Source organism: Jannaschia pagri (assembly GCF_019655435.1).
Classification (GTDB): domain Bacteria; phylum Pseudomonadota; class Alphaproteobacteria; order Rhodobacterales; family Rhodobacteraceae; genus Jannaschia; species Jannaschia pagri.
In genome coordinates this window covers 557,600-575,536 of record NZ_BPFH01000003.1, presented here as the reverse complement: position 1 = coordinate 575,536, position 17,937 = coordinate 557,600, and the positions used below count along the sequence as shown (strand labels likewise).

Genomic DNA, 17,937 nt, shown 5'->3' with positions numbered 1-17,937 from the left:
AGCACACCGACGCCCCAAGGTCCCGAACGCACAGGCCCAAACGGCACCACAGAACCCGTTGCACCCAACAGCACGCCCCAAACAATGCAGAACCTTTGGGCAATCGAGCAGACTGCGAGCGACTCTGCATCCACGAGCGGCAAACCAGCAGAACGAGCCGCAAAGACGAGTCCAAACACCGATTAAGACATTACGCAGCGATGTCTCTGAGTGGGGCGAGCAACACCCGATTATGAGACTGACGGCGACCGGTCGGGCAATCTGTACTGTCCTGAGGAAGGATACATCTCTCCACGCCAACGGAGGGTCTCGGTAGGTGACCCACCATGAGTTAGCTCCAGAGCGACCGTGACCATGATCGCCTCAAGACAACAGCCGATGAAGAGGAGACACGAGCCAGGGCCTTAAGCCATAAAGCGCGTAGATCAGCGGAGCAGGTAAACATACCGCATGGCCACAACGCACCGCGAAGAGGGTAGGCCATAACGGGACGCCAAGTTCAGTTAGCAGAAGACTGTGCGGCTTGGAGCGCCACCTGACATCCGCCACCCAAGCGTCGCCCACAGACCACTCACCCGCGCGGCAACCGCCAACGGTGGAGCGCCAAGCCCGGTCCTAGCCGAACGTCCGCACAGACCCAGCGTGATCCACCAAGAGCACGCGCCGGACGCGCGCATGACCCGCCAGATCACGCGCCAACGCCAAATCCCCATGGACCAAAGCCGTGGACAAACCGTCCGACAGTGTCGCCGTCTCGGACTCAACCGTGACGGTCGACCAGAGCGGCTGGGCATCCAGGCGACGGGGGTTGATGATATGTCCCACTTGGCCCACGGCCGTGGACAAGGGGCTTGAGGTGGCCACGGCGCCGCCCCGCAGAGTGAGGTCCCCGACGCGCCCGTAGGTCGGGTCCACCACCCCAAGCCTGCGCGGACGGCCAAGGGCCGCTTGCTCCCCGATGTTCACGAAGGCATCGGACAGACCGTGGGCCCGCAAGACGGCCACCACGCGGTCGGTGGCGAAGCCCTGGGCGATCCCGTTGAACGTCAGCGCCTGACCCGGTGCCAATTCAATCGTCCCACGCTTGGGACGCCGGACCCGTCCCCACCCGATGGTCGGAGAATGGGTCTTCGTCCCATCACGTTGCGCCTCCCACACGGGTTGGACGGACGGGTCGAACAGGCCGTTTGTAAGCCGATGAATGCGATCAACGGACTCGAACAGGCGCTCAAAAAGGGTGGATGCGCCATCCAACCGCCCGACCCTGTTAAGCTGGGTCAGGATTGAGTCGTCGCGGTAGATGCTGAAGGCCGCTTCGACCGCTTCGATCTCGGCCAAGGCCGCAGCTAGGGCCGGACGGGCGATGCTGTCCGGCGCCGACAACTCCATGCGGGCATGGGCCCCGAGTGCGATCCCCTCCCACCGCAGCGGCGCCCCGGCAAAGGCTGGAAAAGCCGCAAAACCTGCGGCGACGGCGAGGAACCGGCGGCGCTTCATTTCGCCGCCATGGCCGCGCCGGGCATCCGCCGTCCCTTGGCCGCAAGGATCAGGGGCACGCATTGCTTGGGGTCGTCGTGGATGGTCACGCAATCGAGGCATTGGAAACACTCTGAATAGGCAATCTGGCCCGAGGGCTTGATGGCACCGTATGCGCATTTGACCTTACAGAGCTGGCAAGGCGATCCGCAGGCCTCGCGCCGAGCGATCCAGTCGCGCCCGCGGAGCAGACCTCCGATGGCCATCAACGCCCCCAGTGGACAGAGATAGCGGCAGAAGCCCTTGAACAGAACCATCGAAAAGATCAGCAGCCCGACCGCATAGGCCACATAGTACCACTCGCGGACGAAGAAGGTGGTCACTGCGGTCTTGAAGGGTTCGACTTCGACGGCCTTATCCAGCTGGGCTGGGGCCACGATGGCGATGGCGACGAGCGAGGCAAGAACCCCGTATTTCAACCAGCGCAGGCGCCCATCCCAGACGGCGGAAGGCTCGATCTGCGGCACCTTGAGGAGCCGCCCAAGGTGGGCCGCGAACTCCTGCATGGCGCCAAACGGGCAGAGCCAGCCACAGAACAGGCCCCGTCCCCAGGCGACAAAGCCAGCGATGGCCACGGCCCAAACCATCAATGAGAACGGATCATAGACCAGGAAGGTGTAGGTGCCTCCCTCCAGCGCCGCGCGTAGGGTGGCCAGGGGCGTGACGATGGAGAGTTGCCCCTGCCCCCACCATCCGACGAAGCCGATGACGCTGGCCAAGATGCCCAACCGGATGGCCGTGAAATGCCGCGACCGCGACAGGCGCGCCATGCCCGGACCAAGCAAGGCCAGCAGGCCCACGAGGAACACCGACAAGATGCCAAGGTCGACCGCGCGACCGCGCAAGGCCTCTAGCCAGGGTGGCACTGGTGTCGGCACTTCGGGGCGGGCGAAGAACCGACCGGGCGCCACGTAGGGCACGTCCACCATGACGGTGCCGACCTCTGGCTGGAACATGCCGTGTTCCCGGGTCGCAGCCACCTTGAGCAGCCAGTCGGACGCAGGGTCAAACCCCAGCCGCCGATCCGTGCGCAAGATCAGCCCGGCGCCGAAGTCCACCGCATCCACGATTTCATCGGGCACATCGCGGTGCAGGTCTATGAACAGATCGGCATCGCGGAACGCCACCGGGAAGCCGCCCTGTTCGGCGCTGATCCAATCGGGCGAGGTATTGCGGACAAAGTCCTCGGACACCAACCCGTGACGGGCCGTTTCGACCACCAACACAGGCTCATCGGTTTCCGAGATGGCCTGGAAATCGCGGAGGGCCTTGAGCCCGCGTTCCGACAACACCGCGCGGGCGACGGAGGGCGGACCGAGGTCCACGACCCAGAGATCGATATAGTGACCATCGGGATCGGCCCGGGCTTTGGGGTCGTCATCCGCCCAGAGAGTTCCGGCAAAGGCGGCGTCGACCTCGGCGTTGGTCATCACATGGCGCCGGGCAATGCCCTGCTCGACCAGGTCGTCCCAGGTCAGCGCCTCATCCACAGTCGGATCAGGATAAGCTGGCGGCCCGGTCGAGACGCCGCCCATCTTTTCGCGCGCCACTTGCAAGGCGGCGGCCAGCAGGCTCTCGTGGGCGATGCGGACGCTGGCCGTGCCCTTGGTCACGCCGTCCAGATAGACAAGCGAGGACCCCTCGGTCGCCCCGCCATAGGGCGTCCCAACCACCAATGTGTCCGAGATCGAATGACCCCGGTACTGGGCAAAGAAGTCATAGAATAGCCGCTCTGGCAGGCCAGAGACAAAGATCGGCTCATTGTGGGAGATCAGTTGGACGTCCAGGAACCGTCCGTCCAGATCCAGCGTCACCAGCATGTTGATCGGCGCGCCTGAAAACCCGGGCAAGGGGGCCATCGGCTCCGTCTCGAAGACATATCCCGCATGTGCCCCGCCGGAGTTGAGCAGTTGGTAGACACCCTGGTCGTTGACCGCCTCGCCCAATTCCATGGGCGGAACGATCCGGTGCGCCAGGTCTTCGCGGGGCAACGGCTCTGCCCAAGCAGAGGTCGCGAGGACGGCCGCCAGGACGGACAAGCAATAGCGTAGAACTCCCATGGCGCTCACCTTAGGCATGGCCCTACCCCGTCCCGAATGGGACCTTGGTCGCGTCCTCGAAGGCGCGATAGACAAGGGCCCCATCGCCCTGCTGATCTTCTGCGGCCTGGGCGCGCACGGCAGCGTTCAGGGGCGATTTGGCGCAGGTCGGATCGGTGGCGGCAGCATCCCCTGCCAGGGCCATGGCCTGACACCGGCACCCGCCAAAATCCTTTGTTTTCAGATCGCAGGACCGGCACGGCTCCTGCATCCAATCGTCGCCACGATAGGCGTTGAAGGCGGCGCCATCATACCAGATGTCGCGCAAGGGGCGCTCGGTGATCCGGTCGAAGGTCAGATGCGGGATCGTCTGCGCCGCGTGGCACGGCAGAACCTGGCCGTCGGGTGCGATATTCAGGCCGGTCATCCCCCAGCCGCCCATGCAGCGTTTCGGCGTCGCGGTGTGATAATCGGCGGGCACATAATCGAGCACCAGGACGCCCTTCAGCCGCTTCCGCGCCTCGGCAACCACGCGGCTGGCCTCCTCCGCTTGCTCCAAAGTCGGCATCAAGGCCGCGCGGCTGCGCAATGCCCAGCCGTGGAATTGGACGATCGCCACCTCGATCCTTCGCGCGCCCATCTCGACGGCCATGTCGATGGCGCGGGGCAATTGGTGCAGGTTCTTTCTGTGCAGGACCGTGTTGAGCGTGAGCGGTATCCCCAACTCTTTGATCCAAGCGGCGGCCTGCATCTTGCGCTCGTACCCGCCGCGATAACCGCCGATCATATCGGCCATCTCGGGGTTGGTTCCCTGGAGCGACAGTTGAATGTGGTCGAGTCCCGCCGCATCGAAGGCCTCCAACCGCTTGCGGGTCACACCGATCGCGGAAGTGATGAGGTTCACGTAGAGACCAGCGTCCCGCGCCCCCGCGATCAACTCGGTCAGGTCCCGCCGTGCCGCAGGCTCTCCGCCCGACAGATGGACCTGCAACACGCCCAGATCAGCGGCTTGGCGAAAGGCATCAAGCCAAGCCTCCGTCGGCAATTCCGCCTCTTTGCGGGTCAACTCCACAGGGTTGGAACAATAGGGGCAAGACAGCGGACAACGGTGGGTCAACTCGGCCAGCATGGCCATGGGGGCGGGCACCTGAACGGCGCGGGCCGCCTGCGGTTTGTGCTGGACCGTCATGGCACCATGTCCAGGAAGCGGCGATCCGCGAGGCCTGCCAGATACTCCCGCACGTCGCCGCCGATCTGCTCAACCGGGGCATCATACTTTACCGCCAATCTGTCGGTGATCTCGCCCACGGCGCTGGCGCCGTCGATCTCGGATAGGATCGCGTGGCCGATGGGGTCCAGGTCAATGACCCGCTCGGGCGCGAGCAGAACCCATCGGTCGCGCACGCGGTCATGGTGCAGGCGGACCCCGCGCGGCAGGACCGGTGTCACGAGGCCACCGCTTGGGGGACGATCAGATGCGTCCCCGGTTGCCACGCCCCCGGCGGAATACGTGCAGGCGTCACATAGGCGCCGTGCAGGGCGTCCAACTGTGCCCAGAGCACGTCCGTCTTGAACGTCAGCGCCGCCGCCGCCGCGTCCTGTTTCTCGGCCGTATCCGCGTGATCCAAGACCCAAGCCAAACCGAAGGCCACGTCTTTGGGTGCCTGGGTCAGGCGTGTGCGAAAATACGAGAGGCTGCTGTCATCGGCGAAAGCGTAGTTCGCCAACAATCCCTCGATCCGTGCGGCATGAATGGCTGGCGCAAAGAGTTCGGTAAGCGATGCAGCCACAGCCTCCAACAAGGTTTTATCCCGGACGAACCGCACATAGGCGTCCACGGCAAACCGCGTCGCGGGCAAGATCCCCTCTTTCGACGCCACGTAGTCGCGATCCAATCCCACGGCATCGGCCAGCCGCAGCCAGCGCTTGATGCCGCCCTCGTTCTCGGCGGTGCCATCGTGGTCCTCGATCCGGGATCGCCAGGCGCGGCGCAGGTCGGGGTCATCCACCCGCGACATAAAGGCTGCGTCCTTCATAGGGATGCTCGCCTGATAGTAGAACCGATTGATGACCCAAGCGCGCACCTGATCGGGCGTGCAGCCGCCCGAATGCAGCAGGTGATGGAACGGATGCTTATCGTGGTAGCGCTCCGCCCCGATGGCACGGAGGCGGGCCTCGAACGCCGCTTTGGATGCCGTCATATCTCGATCTCCATCCCGTCTTGGGCGATGGTCCAGCCAGCGGCCTCGGCGGCCTGCTTTTCGGCTGATCCCGGCCGCAACACGGGGTTGGTGTTGTTCATGTGGACGTAGACCTTGCGCCCCACGTCCATTCCATCGAAGGCGGCCATGGACCCGTCCGGCCCGTCCATGGACATGTGCCCCATGCGTGCGCCCGTCTTTTGGCTAAGGCCCGCTTGGATCATCTCATCGTCCTGCCAAAGCGTGCCGTCGAAGAAAACCGCGTCCGCCCCATCAAGCCGCGCCTTCAGATCATCCTTCAGCAAAGCACACCCTGGAATGTAGTGGGCCGTTCGATCCACGGTTTTCAGGGCAACGCCCACCGTCTGCTCCCCCTCCAGATCGGTCTGAACGACCTCCCCTTCTAGGTAGAGCGGGACCTTTCCAGGCACGGCGTACAAGGTCGCCTCGATGCCACCAACCAACTCGAACGGCGTGTCGAGCGCGATGATTTCCCGCCGCACAACGCCATCCCGCAGCGCGTCAAAGATCGGATTATCCGACAATACAGCGTGGATCTCGCGCGTGGCGAACAAGACAAAAGGTTGCTGCTCGCGCAGGGTCAGCAAACCCGCGACGTGATCAATATCACCGTTGGTCAGCAAAACGGACCGAATGGACGTGTCCCGTTTGGTCCGAGGGTGCAACACGGGGGTCTGGCCCAGCTGCTGCCGAATATCCGGCGATGCGTTGATCAAGGCCCATCCGTCGCCACCGGTCACGGCAATGGAGGACTGGGTCTGTGCCGGAATCTCGCCGGCCCGCGCGAGGTTGCAGTTGTCGCAGCCACAGTTCCACTGCGGCAAACCACCACCAGCAGCCGCGCCGAGGATCGACACACGGAGGCCCATATGATGCGCCCCCGCGCGACCGAATGGCGCTTAGGCCATTGGGTCGTTGTCGCGATCCTCGCCCTCGGGGCCGTACATGTTGATTTCCATGCCGCACTCGAGTTCGCGGATGATGGGCTTGGTCCAGGCCATAATGAGTCCTCCTACTCTGATGGTCTGTGGCGACCGTAGACATCGCCGCTGTCGGAGTCGCCTAGACCAAAGTCGCAAGACCCTCGACGGCATCAGCCACCAAAGGGGCGCAGAATCGTCAAGCCAGATCCCGGCGCGCGCCGTTCCACCAGGCCGGAGACGGCGCTCAACCAATCAATGGCCTGGGCCGACGACATCGCCTGGAGATGCCCGTTCCTCTCGCCGCCCTCCGTCGCAGTCAGATCGGCCACAGTGATATCCAACCCTTCGAGCAGTGAGATATCACGCGGGGACCCAAGCCGAGGACGCTGTCCGGCCAGGCTGGAGGCTAGGGATAGGACGCGGTCATCCCGGTTGATGATCACCACAAAGGGCCAGGGTCTTTGACCGATGGCGGCCATTTGCGTGCGAAACAGGTCAATATCCACATCGGGAGAAATCAGAACAACGGCTTCGATCCGATCCCGGGGCAAGGCCCCACGAAGGGCCATCTGGCGCAGCGTCTCCATCACCAGAAACCCACCCATCGAGTAGCCAACCAGCAGGATCGGGCGGTCCTGCTCGGCAATCAATTGGGTCAGCAGCCGATCAAGGGCATCCCGCGACCGCAGGGCCGCATCACGGTCCGCCACGTAGCCAAAGGTCGACCCGATGGACGGCCACGCAAACGTCACCTGGGGTCCTGCCTCCTGGAAGTCACGGGCCATCTGGGCATGGCGAAACACGGCCTCGGTCATCGTGGTGTTGTAGCCGTGGACAAACAGCGCAATGGGCTGCTGGGGTGGCTCCACATCAGCGATGGCTCCCATGAAGCCGTCGGTCGACAGCGCGGCGAGATCACTGATGCGGAACGCATTGGACCCGCTGTAGCGGAGCACGCCAGTATCGCGGTCTTCGGGCAAGGACACGCCGAAGCGGGCGTAATCGGGCACACCGCGCCGCACGTTCGCCACCAAGATCGACTGCTCCACCCGACCCGGCACATCCGCACCGATCAAGCCAAAGGTGATCTGGGGTGCGCAGCCCAGAAGGACCGCCCCGAGCACCGTCAGGGCAGCCAGCCTGGCAAAGGATCCATGTCTCGGCATATCGGTTTGCGCCCCAGTCCTGGCGACCGCACAGATGCATCCTCCGTGGCGCGCGCGGGCGCGGCAATCAAGCCGTCAGGGGACCCGCCGCCGCGGGGCTTGGGGCCAACGGCGGTTTGTCGCCGAACAACAAGTCACAGGCAGGCGCGTAGCAAGGCCTCCGTGTTCTCGGCGGTCATCTCCACGGGGTTGCCGCCGGTGCTAGGATCCGCAAGCGCGCCTGCAACGATGCGGTCGATATCTGGGTCTGTAACCCCCAGCGCGGTCAAGGTCTTCGGAATGCCCATCGAGTCATTTAACTCGTCCACATAGGCGCAGAACCCATCGAACCCGCCTGTGATCCCCAGATAGGCCGCCGCTTGCCCCATGCGGTCGGCGATGGCGGGGCGATTAAACTGCAACACCGGCGGCATGCAGACCGCGTTCGTGGTGCCATGGTGCGTGTGATAGATCGCGCCGATGGGGTGGGACAGCGCATGGATCGCGCCCAACCCCTTCTGGAACGCCGTTGCCCCCATGGCGGCGGCGCTCATCATATGGGCCCGCGCTTCGATATCCGTCCCGTCGGCAAAGGCGCGCGGCAGGTAGTCTTTGACTAGGCGCATCCCCTCCAGCGCGATGCCTTGAGACATGGGGTGATAGTGGGGTGAGCAATAGGCCTCCACGCAATGGGCAAAGGCATCCAGCCCCGTGCCAGCCGTAATCGCAGGCGGCATCCCGACGGTCAGTTCCGGGTCGCAGATGACCACGGCGGGCAGCATCTTGGGGTGGAAGATGATCTTCTTCTCAGCCGTCTCGGAATTGGTGATGACGCTGGCCCGCCCGACCTCGGACCCTGTTCCGGCGGTGGTGGGCACGGCGACGATGGGCGCGATGGCCTCGGCGTCGGCGCGGGTCCACCAATCGCCGATGTCCTCGAAATCCCACAAGGGGCGTGTCTGCCTGGCCATGAAGGCGATCACCTTGGCCAGGTCAAGGCCCGAGCCGCCGCCAAAGGCCACGACCCCGTCGTGATGGCCTGCGCGATAGACCTCGACCCCCGTTGCGGCGTTCTGGTCCGTTGGGTTCGGGTCAACCTCCGAGAACATGGCACGCCCCAGCCCTGCGGCGTCCATCAGATCGAGGGTGCGGGCCGTGATCTCCATCGTGGCGAGGCCCCGGTCCGTGACCAACAAGGGCCGCGTGATACCGGCGGCGGCGCAGGCATCGGCGATTTCCTTGATGCGTCCCGCGCCAAAACGGACGGAGGTGGGGTAGGACCAGTTTGCCGTCAGGGTCATGTCAGGCCTTCTTCAGATGGTAGGATTTGGGACGGGTCAGGTTGTGGTAGCCGATTTCAGACAGGCCACCCCCCTTTCCAGTTTGCTTGCAGCCGGTCCAACAAAGGCCGGGGTCCAGGTAATCGGCGCGGTTCATGAAAACGGTGCCCGTCTCAATCTGGTCGCCGATGGCCTCGGCGGCGGCGGCATCCGTGGTCCAGACCGAGGCTGTGAGGCCGAAGTCACTGTCGTTCATCAGCGCGATAGCCTCATCGTCGCCCGAGACCGGCATGATGCCGACCACCGGACCGAAACTCTCTTCGCGCATGACGCGCATGTCGTGGGTCACGCCGGTCAGGATCTGCGGCATCAGATAGGCGCCACCGTCATTTGGGAACCGGGCCGGGTCTATGTGGGCGGTCGCCCCAGCAGCGACGGCTTCGGCGGTCTGGGCGCGAACCAAATCGGCGAAGCGCGGCTGCGCCATTGGCCCCAGCGTCGTCGCTGGATCAAGCGGATCGCCCAGGACATAGCCGTTCACAATCTCCACGGCTTTGGCAACGAAGTCCTTGAAAAGACTGTCATGCACATAGATCCGCTCAATCCCGCAGCAGCATTGGCCAGAGTTGAACATCGCCCCATCGATCAGGGTGTCCACGGCGGCGTCCAGATCGGCGTCAGCCCGGACATAGCCGGGGTCTTTGCCGCCCAGCTCTAGCCCCAGCCCGGTGAATGTGCCTGCTGCCGCCCGTTCGATAGCCTGTCCGCCAGCGACGGAGCCGGTGAAATTGACGAAGCCAAACACTCCATCAGAAATCAGGGCCGACGTCGTGTCGTGGTCCAGGAAAATGTTCTGAAAGACCTCCTCCGGCACGCCCGCCTGATGGAACGCACGGGCCATACGCTCGCCCACCAGAGGTGTCTGGCGCGCATGTTTCAGCAGTACTGCGTTGCCTGCGATAAGCGCCGGAGCGACCGTGTTGATCGCCGTCATATAAGGATAATTCCAGGGCGCGACGACCAGCACCACACCATGGGGCACCCGCTTGATGACACGTCGAAAGGCAGCACTGTCCTCCACCTCGATGGGGGCCAAGGCCGCCTCGGCAATCCGGGCCATGTGGGTGGCGCGTTCTTCGAAGCCACCGAACTCACCGCCGTAACGTATAGGGCGGCCCATCTGGCGGGCCAGTTCCGGGACAATCTCCTCGTTCATGGCGCCCACGTTCGCGACGCCCGCCAACACTAGATCGATACGCTCGGACATCGGGCGGGCGGCCCAGGCTGTCTGAGCAGCCTGCGCACGGGCCGTCGCCGCGCGCGCCTCCTGTGCGGAGAGGACGGGGCGTTCCGCGACGACGGAACCATCAATGGGCGAGATGCAGCGGATCATGAGGCGGGCCTTTGAAGTGAAGATATCGAAGGGGTGATCCTGGTATGATGCAGGGGTGATCCAGGTCGGACGTCGTGGACAGGTGTTTTCGGGCGTGATGTCCTGAATGACCCGCACGCGATCATGACGTCGCCCCGATGGGCTGGCCGAAAAAGATCAGCAGGCTCTCATAGATCACGTGGAATTCCCGCGCCCCGTAACCCCGATCAAAGGGCGGGCGCACCTGCGTTCCGCTGGCCTCCAGAGCATCCTTGCAAGCGGCGAAATGGGCGTCCACGTCCGAGACATTAATATAGACCGACTGCTGCCGACGCGGGTCGGACATGTCCATGTCGTCGGCCTTCAGCACCAGCCGAATGTTCACCGCATCACGGCTCAGGTGCATGCCCGTTCCGGCGGGGGACGCCTCAAAGCCGAGGCATCGCTCAAACCATGCCCCTGCGGCCACGGGATCGACCACCGGGATGATCGGCGTGATCCGGGTCATCGTCGGGGTGTCGGAGTGCTCGGGCTGGAGCGGATCGGAGGTCATCTCAGCTTCCTTCCACGGGCTGTCCGAAGACGAACATGAGCGCCTCGTAGACGACCACGAATTCCCGCTGACCATAGGCGGTGTCGCTAGGCGGTTGATGACACTCGGGCGGTAGAGCGCCTAGCACAGGGCTGAGATGCGCGTGGAGGGCATCAACGTCATCCACGTCGATGTAGTAGCCCTGATGCCGCGCCGCATCCGTCAGATCATCGTCGGAGTGCAGCAGTCGGATCGTCGCGCCGTCCCGCCGCAGATGAGCGTAGCCCTCCCCCCGAAAGCTGAGCGTGAACCCCAGAGTATCCGTCAGGAAGGCGATGGCATCGTCCATGTCGCTGACCGGGGCGAGGGGCGTGAGATCGTGGCAGATCATGGGCAGACCCGGCGCCTGGCGGCGGGGCAGGCGCCCTGGCATGGCCTAGCGAAAAACAGGCTCGACCGGTGACGGCGACGAGCGACGAATGGCACGAGCCCCCTCGCGCGATCCGCCTGGGGGCGCGACCCCGCCCTGCCCGATGCTATGGGCAGGCCCCAGCGCGGGGTGCTCGACCTTGGCCTCATGCCCGCTCAAACCCACGCGCCACCTCCCAATCGGTGACGGCGGCATCAAAGGCTTCCTGCTCCACCTCGGCGGCGCGGGTGTAGTGGTCGATGACGCCGTCGCCGAAGGCGTCGCGCAACATGGCGGAGGTGCGCAGGGTTTCCGTCGCGCTCCGCAGGGTGTTGGGAATGTCTGCCACGTCCTCCATACCGTAGACGTCGCCCGTCACGGGGTCGGGGCATGTCAGCCCATCTTCGATGCCTTTCAACCCGGCGGCCAATTGCGCGGCGCAGGCCAGATAGGGGTTGATATCGGAGCCGGGGATCCGACACTCGATCCGCACGCCCTTGGTGTCCTCGCCCACAAGGCGATATCCGGCGGTGCGATTGTCCACGGACCAGGCGATCTTGGTCGGCGCGAAGGTGCCCGGCAGGAAGCGTTTGTAGCTGTTGACATAGGGCGCCAGGAAGGCCGTCAGGTCCGGCGTGTAGCGCATGAGGCCTGCCACATAGCTGCCCATCAGGTCGGACATGGCGCGGGGTTTCGAGGGGTCATGGAAGGCGTTGGCCCCGTCCCGGAACATGGATTGGTGGACATGCGCGGCGCTGCCCACCTTGTCGGCCCGCCATTTGGGCAGGAAGGTGGCCGCGTGGCCCTCGGCGTCGGCGATTTCCTTGATCGCCTGTTTGGCAATGGTGTGGTGATCGGCGCAGGCCACGGCATCGGCGTAGCGGATGTTGAGTTCTTCCTGGCCGGTCTCGGCCTCCCCCTTGGAGTTCTCGACCGGCACCCCCGCCGCGACCAGGTGGTTGCGGATCGGGCGCATCACATGTTCTTCTCGGCTGGATTGGAACAGGTTGTAGTCTTGGTTGTAGCCCACCAGCGGGGCCAGATCGCGGAAGCCGCCGCGCCGGATATCGTCGTAGGATTTCTCGAACAGGAAGAACTCGATCTCGGTGGCCATCATGGGTGTCAGGCCCATGGCTTTGGCGCGGGCCACCTGGGCCTTGAGCATTTCGCGGGGCGAATGGGGGACGGGCGTGTGGGTGTGGTGGTCGGTGACATCGCACAGGACCATGGCCGTCCCGTCGAGCCAGGGCACGGGCCGCAGGGTGCTCAGATCTGGCGTCATCACGTAGTCCCCGTAGCCCTGTTCCCAGGAGGTCGCCGCATAGCCGTCGGGGGTCGCCATCTCCAGGTCTGTGGCCAACAGGTAATTGCAGCAATGGGTCTCGGCGTGACCCGCTTCTAGGAAGTTCTGGACAGTGAAGCGCTTGCCCATCAGGCGGCCTTGCATGTCCACCATGGCCACGAGGATTGTGTCGTAGGGGCCGGTCTTGAGATCGTCGAGTGTCAGCATGTCCGCTCTTGGGTTGTTGGCACGCCCTCATCGGGGGCGCGCCAGAGGGAGGGGGCGACTTTTCTTCTAGAAGAAAAGGCCGCCTGGGATCAGCCGTAGCGATACGGGCGACCGGCCTTTTCCATGAGGGCGTTGTAGTCCTTAAAGATCTGGACAACGCGGGCCTTGGTTTCGGACTCTGCGGCGATTTCGTCCCAGAACTCCTGCGCGGCGCTTTCAACTTGCGCCCATTCTTCATCGGGAATCGAGGTCAGCTCCATCTTGGGACCGTTGACGCGCAGATCCGCCTCGCCGCCCCAGTACCAGTGCTGGCGGTAGTAGTGGGATTGCTCGCAGCAGACCTCGAACAGGGTCTTGAGATCTTCGGGTAGCTCCTCCCACCGCTCCATATTGGCGAAGAAGTGGCCGATCCAGGCGCCCGAGATGTTGTTGGTCAGGAAGTAGTTGGTCACGTCGGCCCAACCCACGGTGTAGTCCTCGGTAATGCCGGACCAGGCGATGCCGTCCAATTCGCCCGTTTGCACTGCGACCTCGATGTCTTCCCAAGGCAGGTTCACCGGCACTACGCCGAACTTGCTCAGGAAGCGGCCCGCCGTGGGGAAGGTGAAGATGCGCTTGCCTTCCAGGTCGGCGAGGCTGCGGATCGGGTCCTTGGTCGCGAAATGGCACGGGTCCCAGGCCCCGGCGGAGACGTGTTTCACGCCGACCGCCGCATATTCCGCGTCCCAGATTTCTTTCAGCCCGTATTTGTTGAACAGGACCGGCACATCGAGCGAGTAGCGGGAGGCGAAGGGGAAGTAGCCGCCGAAGACGGTGACTTCGGTGGGCGAGGCCATGGAGTCGTCGTCCGATTGCACGGCGTCGATGGTGCCGCGCTGGAGCGCTTGGAACAATTCGCCGGTGGGGACGATCTGGTCGGCGTAGAAGACCTCGATCTGCATACGGTCGCCCGCGATGGCGTTGAACTTCTTGATGGCCGGGTCGAGGACTTCGGCGGCGAGGGCTGCGCCTGCATAGGTCTGAAGGCGCCAGGTGATGGTGGATTGCGCCAGCGCCGGTGCGGCCAGGGCGGCAGGGGCGGTGGCGGCCCCTGCGATGAACTTACGTCTCGTTGTCATAACTCATTCTCCTTGTTGGACACGGGGTGGCCGTTTGAACGGCTTCTGAGTTTGTTGATCTTGGATGGCAGCCAGTCGGGGCCCCGGAGCAGGTCCGGGGCGGGGTCACCAGGTGCGGTGGCTGCGCGGTGAGCGCGAAGACGGGCGGCATCAGTTTCCATAGACGACCCCCGGCAGCCACAGGGCCAGGCCCGGAAACAGCATCACCAGCGCCAGCGCCCCGACCATCACTGCCACGAAGGGCGTGATGGAGGCATAGATGTCGCGCAGGCCAATTTCGGGCGGGGCCATGGCGCGCATCAGGAAGAGGTTATAGCCGAAGGGCGGCGTCATGTAGGCGATCTGGGTCGTGATCGTATAGAGGATGCCATACCAGATGAGGTCGAAGCCCAAGGCCCCCACCAGCGGCACATAGAGCGGTGCGACGATCACCAGCATGGCGGTATCGTCGAGGAACGTGCCCATAACGATGAAGCTGAGCTGCATCAGGATGAGGATCATCCAGGGGCTGAGGTTGAGTTGCTCTGTGAAGAGGCTCTCGATAGCTTTGACCGCGCCGAGGCCGTCGAAGACCGCGCCGAAGGCCAGGGCCGCCAGGATGATCCACATGAACATGCAGGTGATACCCAGGGTGTTTCGGACGGAGTTCTCGAAGACCTCCCGCGTCATACGGCCCTTGGCGACGGCGGCGAAGAAGGCGGCGAGGGCGCCGATGGCGGAGCTTTCGACCAGGGACGTCCAACCGTTGACGAAGGGCACCATCATCACCGCGAAGATGCCCAGGGGCAGCAGGCCCGCGCGCAACAGCGCCAGTTTCTCGGCCCGCGGCATGTCGCGGTCGGCGGCGGGCAGCGCGGGGCCAAGGGCGGGGGACATGCGGCAACGGATCGCGATATACGCCACGAAGAGCGCCGCCATCATGAGGCCTGGGATCAGACCGGCCAACCAAAGTTGGCCCACCGGTTGTCGCGCAATCATCGCATAGAGGACGAGGACGACCGAAGGCGGCACCAGGATGCCCAGGGACGACCCGGCCTGGACCACGCCCGTGACCATGCGTTTGTCATAGCCCCGCTTCAGCAGCTCCGGCAGGGCAATGGTCGCACCTATGGCCATGCCCGCCACGCTCAACCCATTCATGGCAGAGATCAGCACCATCAACCCGATGGTCCCGATGGCCAGCCCGCCGCGCAGGCCCCCCATCCAGACATGGAACATGCGGTAGAGGTCGTCTGCGATCTTACTCTCGGACAGCACGTAGCCCATGAAGATGAACATCGGCAGGGTCAGGAGCGGATACCACTTCATCAGCTTCATCGCCGCCGCGAAGCCGATGTCATAGCCGCCCCGATCCCCCCAGAGCAGAAGCGCGGCCACCACCGCCACGAAGCCGATGGCGCCAAAGACCCTCTGCCCCGTGAGCAGCATCAGCATCATGGTCGAGAACATGAGCGTGGCGATCAGCTCATAGGGCATCGGCGGGCGCTCCCATATCCTCGCCGTGCAGGCGCAGCACGTCCTTGCAGAACTCCGACAGGCATTGGAGCAGCATCAGGACGAAGCCCAGGATCATCACTGCCTTGATCGGCCACATATAGGGCCGCCACGCCGAGGAGGAGCGTTCGAGGCGCCCCACCTCTTCCGCCCCGACGAGAACGCCAAACAGGTAGGAGATCGGCGCGTCCTTCCAGTAGCCCAGCGAATAGGCCGTGGAGACGATGGCCCCATAGAGCAGCACCAGAAGGTAGACGATCAGGATGCAGACCGTGAAGAGGTCGAACCAAGCCTTTCGCCTGAGCGACCAGCCGCCATAGAGCAGGTCCATCCGGACGTGGGACCCCATCTGAACCGCATAGGGCCCGCCCAGGATGTAATACCCGACCATCACGAACTGGGCCATTTCCAGCGTCCAGAGCGAGGGCAGGAAGAACGTCTTGCTGATCGAAGACCACAGCAGGATCCCCATCAGCACGAACAGCAGATACATCGCCATGCGCCCAACCCGGTGGTTCACAGCGTCCACGGCTCGGATGTAGCCGCGCATCAGGCCGAGCATCGCACATCTCCCTGTCGGCCCATTGCGGCCATTGCGGCGGCCAACCACCGGGCGATGGTGCGCCCGACCTCCGCTTGGGCGGCATCGGTCACGATCAGATCGTTGCGGATTTCCAGCATGACATTCAGGTGCCCATTGGGCAGCCCATGTTCCCGCAACGTGTGGGTCACGCCGTCGCTCGGACCATAGGGAGCATTCCGCTCCACCATCCAAGCGGTGTGGTCCGCCGCGCGGTCTAGCAAGGCATCGGCCAGGCGGCGGTCGGTGTCATGCAGAACTCCAATCTGCACCGCCCGGGCGACACCGTGGTAGACGGGCGTAAAGCTATGAATGGTGACCAGCACCGGCTGCGATAGGCTGGCCATGGTCTGGGCCAGGGCATCCCTGAACGGGCGATAGACCTGGGCAACGCGGGCCTGGCGATCTGCCTCTGTCAGAGTTTGATTGCCCGGAATATCATGGATCTCGCTGCGCGCGGGCATGGCGTCGGGGGCCTCTGGTGGGCGGTTGCAATCATACACCAGCCGTGACACGCGCCCGGCGACCAAGACCGCGCCCAACGCCCGCGACATCGCCCGCGCCACGCCAAGAGCCCCGGGGTCCCACGCAACATGGCTCTGACGGGCGGCCGCAGAGAGCCCGAGGCCGCCGTAGGACGCCGGAATATCCGCCGAGGCATGCTCACATACAAGCACCACCGAAGACCGCCCCCCGGGGTTCAGCACCTCAACGGCGCGCTTGGTCTGTTCAGCGAAATCAGCCATTCTTCCCCCGGCCTTTGCCACAAGCTGCTTGCCAAGCTGACGTTGTGTCAACAGAATTATGAGAAATTCGTCTCACGACCCATAGTGATGTGAAATTTTCGATCAAAGCGGAGGCGACCCTGCCCCAAGACCTGACCATCTCGGACCGTATCCAGGCCAAGCTCGACGCTCTGACCCGCGCCGAACGGCAATTGGCCGACTCGATTCTTGAGAACTACCCCGCGTCTGGGCTGGGTCCCCTCACAGCGCTGGCGAAGGATGCGGGCGTCTCCGTGCCGACCGTGGCGCGCATGGTCCAAAAGCTGGGCTTCAAAGGCTATCCGGAGTTCCAGGCCGACCTACGAGAAGAGCTCCGCGCCAAGGCCAAGAACCCCATCGCCAAACATGACACCTGGGCCGATGGCGCGCCCTCAGGCCATATTCTGAACCGCTTCACCGAAGCCGTGATCGACAATATCCGCCACACCCTGGGCCAGATCGAACCGGAAACCTTCGATGCGGCCTGTGCGCTGATGGCGGATCGTTCCCGTAAGGTCTATGTGGTTGGCGGTCGGATCACCCATACGCTGGCCGAATACCTGTTTCTGCACATGCAGGTCATTCGCAGCGACGTCATCCACATCCAATCGACATCCAGCACCTGGCCCCACGATCTGCTGGATGCGCAGACCGGCGATGTCGTCGTCCTGTTCGACGTCCGCCGCTATGAGAACAACATCCTGCGCCTGGCCGAGATGGCCCATGCGCGCGGCGCCAAACTGATCCTATTCACGGACCAATGGCGCTCCCCGGTGCATCGCCTGGCGGACATCAGCTTTTCGGCCCGGATCGTGGTACCATCGGCTTGGGACTCGGTGGCGACGACGATGCTGCTGATTGAGACGGTGATCGCCGCCGTGCAAAACGTCGACTGGGACGACACCCGCGCCCGAATGGAGCGCTTAGAGACGATGTTCGACGAAACGAAACTGTTCCGAAAGTTCACCTGACGCGCCGCCGACACAATGGACAGCCCCCTCGCCCGAAGATAC

Annotated in this window: 18 protein-coding genes; 1 reads left to right on the top strand and 17 read right to left on the bottom strand. The window is 64.1% G+C overall.

The window, feature by feature from the left end:
* Positions 1-615 precede the first annotated feature (615 nt).
* The 17 genes from K5R33_RS10865 to K5R33_RS10785 all read right to left on the bottom strand — a co-directional run bounded on the left by K5R33_RS10865 (position 616) and on the right by K5R33_RS10785 (position 16,906).
* On the bottom strand, positions 616-1,497 hold the full coding sequence (locus K5R33_RS10865) for an FAD:protein FMN transferase (RefSeq protein ID WP_220749044.1): 882 nt from the start codon (positions 1,495-1,497) through the stop codon (positions 616-618).
* On the bottom strand, positions 1,494-3,596 hold the full coding sequence (locus K5R33_RS10860) for a 4Fe-4S binding protein (RefSeq protein ID WP_220749043.1): 2,103 nt from the start codon (positions 3,594-3,596) through the stop codon (positions 1,494-1,496). The genes K5R33_RS10865 and K5R33_RS10860 overlap by 4 nt, the downstream gene beginning before the upstream one ends.
* Before the next feature lie 22 nt (positions 3,597-3,618).
* The gene (gene pqqE, locus K5R33_RS10855) at positions 3,619-4,764 is read right to left on the bottom strand and encodes a pyrroloquinoline quinone biosynthesis protein PqqE (protein ID WP_220749042.1); all 1,146 of its coding nucleotides are present in this window, start codon (positions 4,762-4,764) and stop codon (positions 3,619-3,621) included.
* The gene (pqqD, locus tag K5R33_RS10850; RefSeq protein ID WP_220749041.1) at positions 4,761-5,024 is read right to left on the bottom strand and encodes a pyrroloquinoline quinone biosynthesis peptide chaperone PqqD; all 264 of its coding nucleotides are present in this window, start codon (positions 5,022-5,024) and stop codon (positions 4,761-4,763) included. The genes pqqE and pqqD overlap by 4 nt, the downstream gene beginning before the upstream one ends.
* Positions 5,021-5,776 (bottom strand): pyrroloquinoline-quinone synthase PqqC, encoded by a 756-nt coding sequence (gene pqqC, locus K5R33_RS10845; RefSeq protein ID WP_220749040.1) that lies wholly within the window; start codon positions 5,774-5,776, stop codon positions 5,021-5,023. Before pqqC ends, pqqD begins: the two co-directional genes overlap by 4 nt.
* Entirely contained in the window at positions 5,773-6,666 is an 894-nt protein-coding gene (gene pqqB, locus K5R33_RS10840; RefSeq protein WP_220749039.1) for a pyrroloquinoline quinone biosynthesis protein PqqB, read from the bottom strand. The genes pqqC and pqqB overlap by 4 nt, the downstream gene beginning before the upstream one ends.
* Before the next feature lie 30 nt (positions 6,667-6,696).
* Entirely contained in the window at positions 6,697-6,798 is a 102-nt protein-coding gene (gene pqqA, locus K5R33_RS10835) for a pyrroloquinoline quinone precursor peptide PqqA (protein ID WP_220749038.1), read from the bottom strand.
* Between the two features lie 92 nt (positions 6,799-6,890).
* A complete protein-coding gene (locus K5R33_RS10830; RefSeq protein ID WP_220749037.1) occupies positions 6,891-7,886 on the bottom strand; it encodes an alpha/beta hydrolase in 996 nt (331 codons plus the stop codon).
* A 134-nt stretch (positions 7,887-8,020) separates the two neighbouring features.
* Positions 8,021-9,166 carry an iron-containing alcohol dehydrogenase gene (locus tag K5R33_RS10825; protein WP_220749036.1) on the bottom strand — a complete coding sequence of 382 codons (1,146 nt, stop codon included), beginning with the start codon at positions 9,164-9,166 and terminating at the stop codon, positions 8,021-8,023.
* Position 9,167: 1 nt separating this feature from the next.
* On the bottom strand, positions 9,168-10,538 hold the full coding sequence (locus K5R33_RS10820) for an aldehyde dehydrogenase family protein (RefSeq protein WP_220749035.1): 1,371 nt from the start codon (positions 10,536-10,538) through the stop codon (positions 9,168-9,170).
* Positions 10,539-10,659: 121 nt separating this feature from the next.
* A complete protein-coding gene (locus K5R33_RS10815; RefSeq protein WP_220749034.1) occupies positions 10,660-11,070 on the bottom strand; it encodes a VOC family protein in 411 nt (136 codons plus the stop codon).
* Position 11,071: 1 nt separating this feature from the next.
* Complete coding sequence (locus K5R33_RS10810) at positions 11,072-11,440, bottom strand: VOC family protein (RefSeq protein WP_220749033.1); 369 nt, start codon at positions 11,438-11,440, stop codon at positions 11,072-11,074.
* A gap of 184 nt (positions 11,441-11,624) precedes the next feature.
* Positions 11,625-12,968 carry a glutamine synthetase family protein gene (locus K5R33_RS10805; RefSeq protein ID WP_220749032.1) on the bottom strand — a complete coding sequence of 448 codons (1,344 nt, stop codon included), beginning with the start codon at positions 12,966-12,968 and terminating at the stop codon, positions 11,625-11,627.
* A gap of 89 nt (positions 12,969-13,057) precedes the next feature.
* Positions 13,058-14,086: a TRAP transporter substrate-binding protein gene (locus K5R33_RS10800; protein ID WP_220749031.1), complete on the bottom strand. Its 1,029-nt coding sequence runs from the start codon at positions 14,084-14,086 to the stop codon at positions 13,058-13,060.
* Positions 14,087-14,236: 150 nt separating this feature from the next.
* Positions 14,237-15,562, bottom strand: coding sequence for a TRAP transporter large permease (locus K5R33_RS10795; RefSeq protein WP_220749030.1), 1,326 nt, complete (start codon positions 15,560-15,562; stop codon positions 14,237-14,239).
* Positions 15,552-16,142 carry a TRAP transporter small permease subunit gene (locus tag K5R33_RS10790; protein WP_220749029.1) on the bottom strand — a complete coding sequence of 197 codons (591 nt, stop codon included), beginning with the start codon at positions 16,140-16,142 and terminating at the stop codon, positions 15,552-15,554. The genes K5R33_RS10795 and K5R33_RS10790 overlap by 11 nt, the downstream gene beginning before the upstream one ends.
* A complete protein-coding gene (locus K5R33_RS10785) occupies positions 16,130-16,906 on the bottom strand; it encodes an N-formylglutamate amidohydrolase (RefSeq protein ID WP_220749028.1) in 777 nt (258 codons plus the stop codon). Before K5R33_RS10785 ends, K5R33_RS10790 begins: the two co-directional genes overlap by 13 nt.
* Before the next feature lie 89 nt (positions 16,907-16,995).
* Between K5R33_RS10785 and K5R33_RS10780 the strand changes: the two genes are divergently transcribed.
* Positions 16,996-17,895: a MurR/RpiR family transcriptional regulator gene (locus tag K5R33_RS10780; RefSeq protein ID WP_255576316.1), complete on the top strand. Its 900-nt coding sequence runs from the start codon at positions 16,996-16,998 to the stop codon at positions 17,893-17,895.
* Positions 17,896-17,937 lie beyond the last annotated feature (42 nt).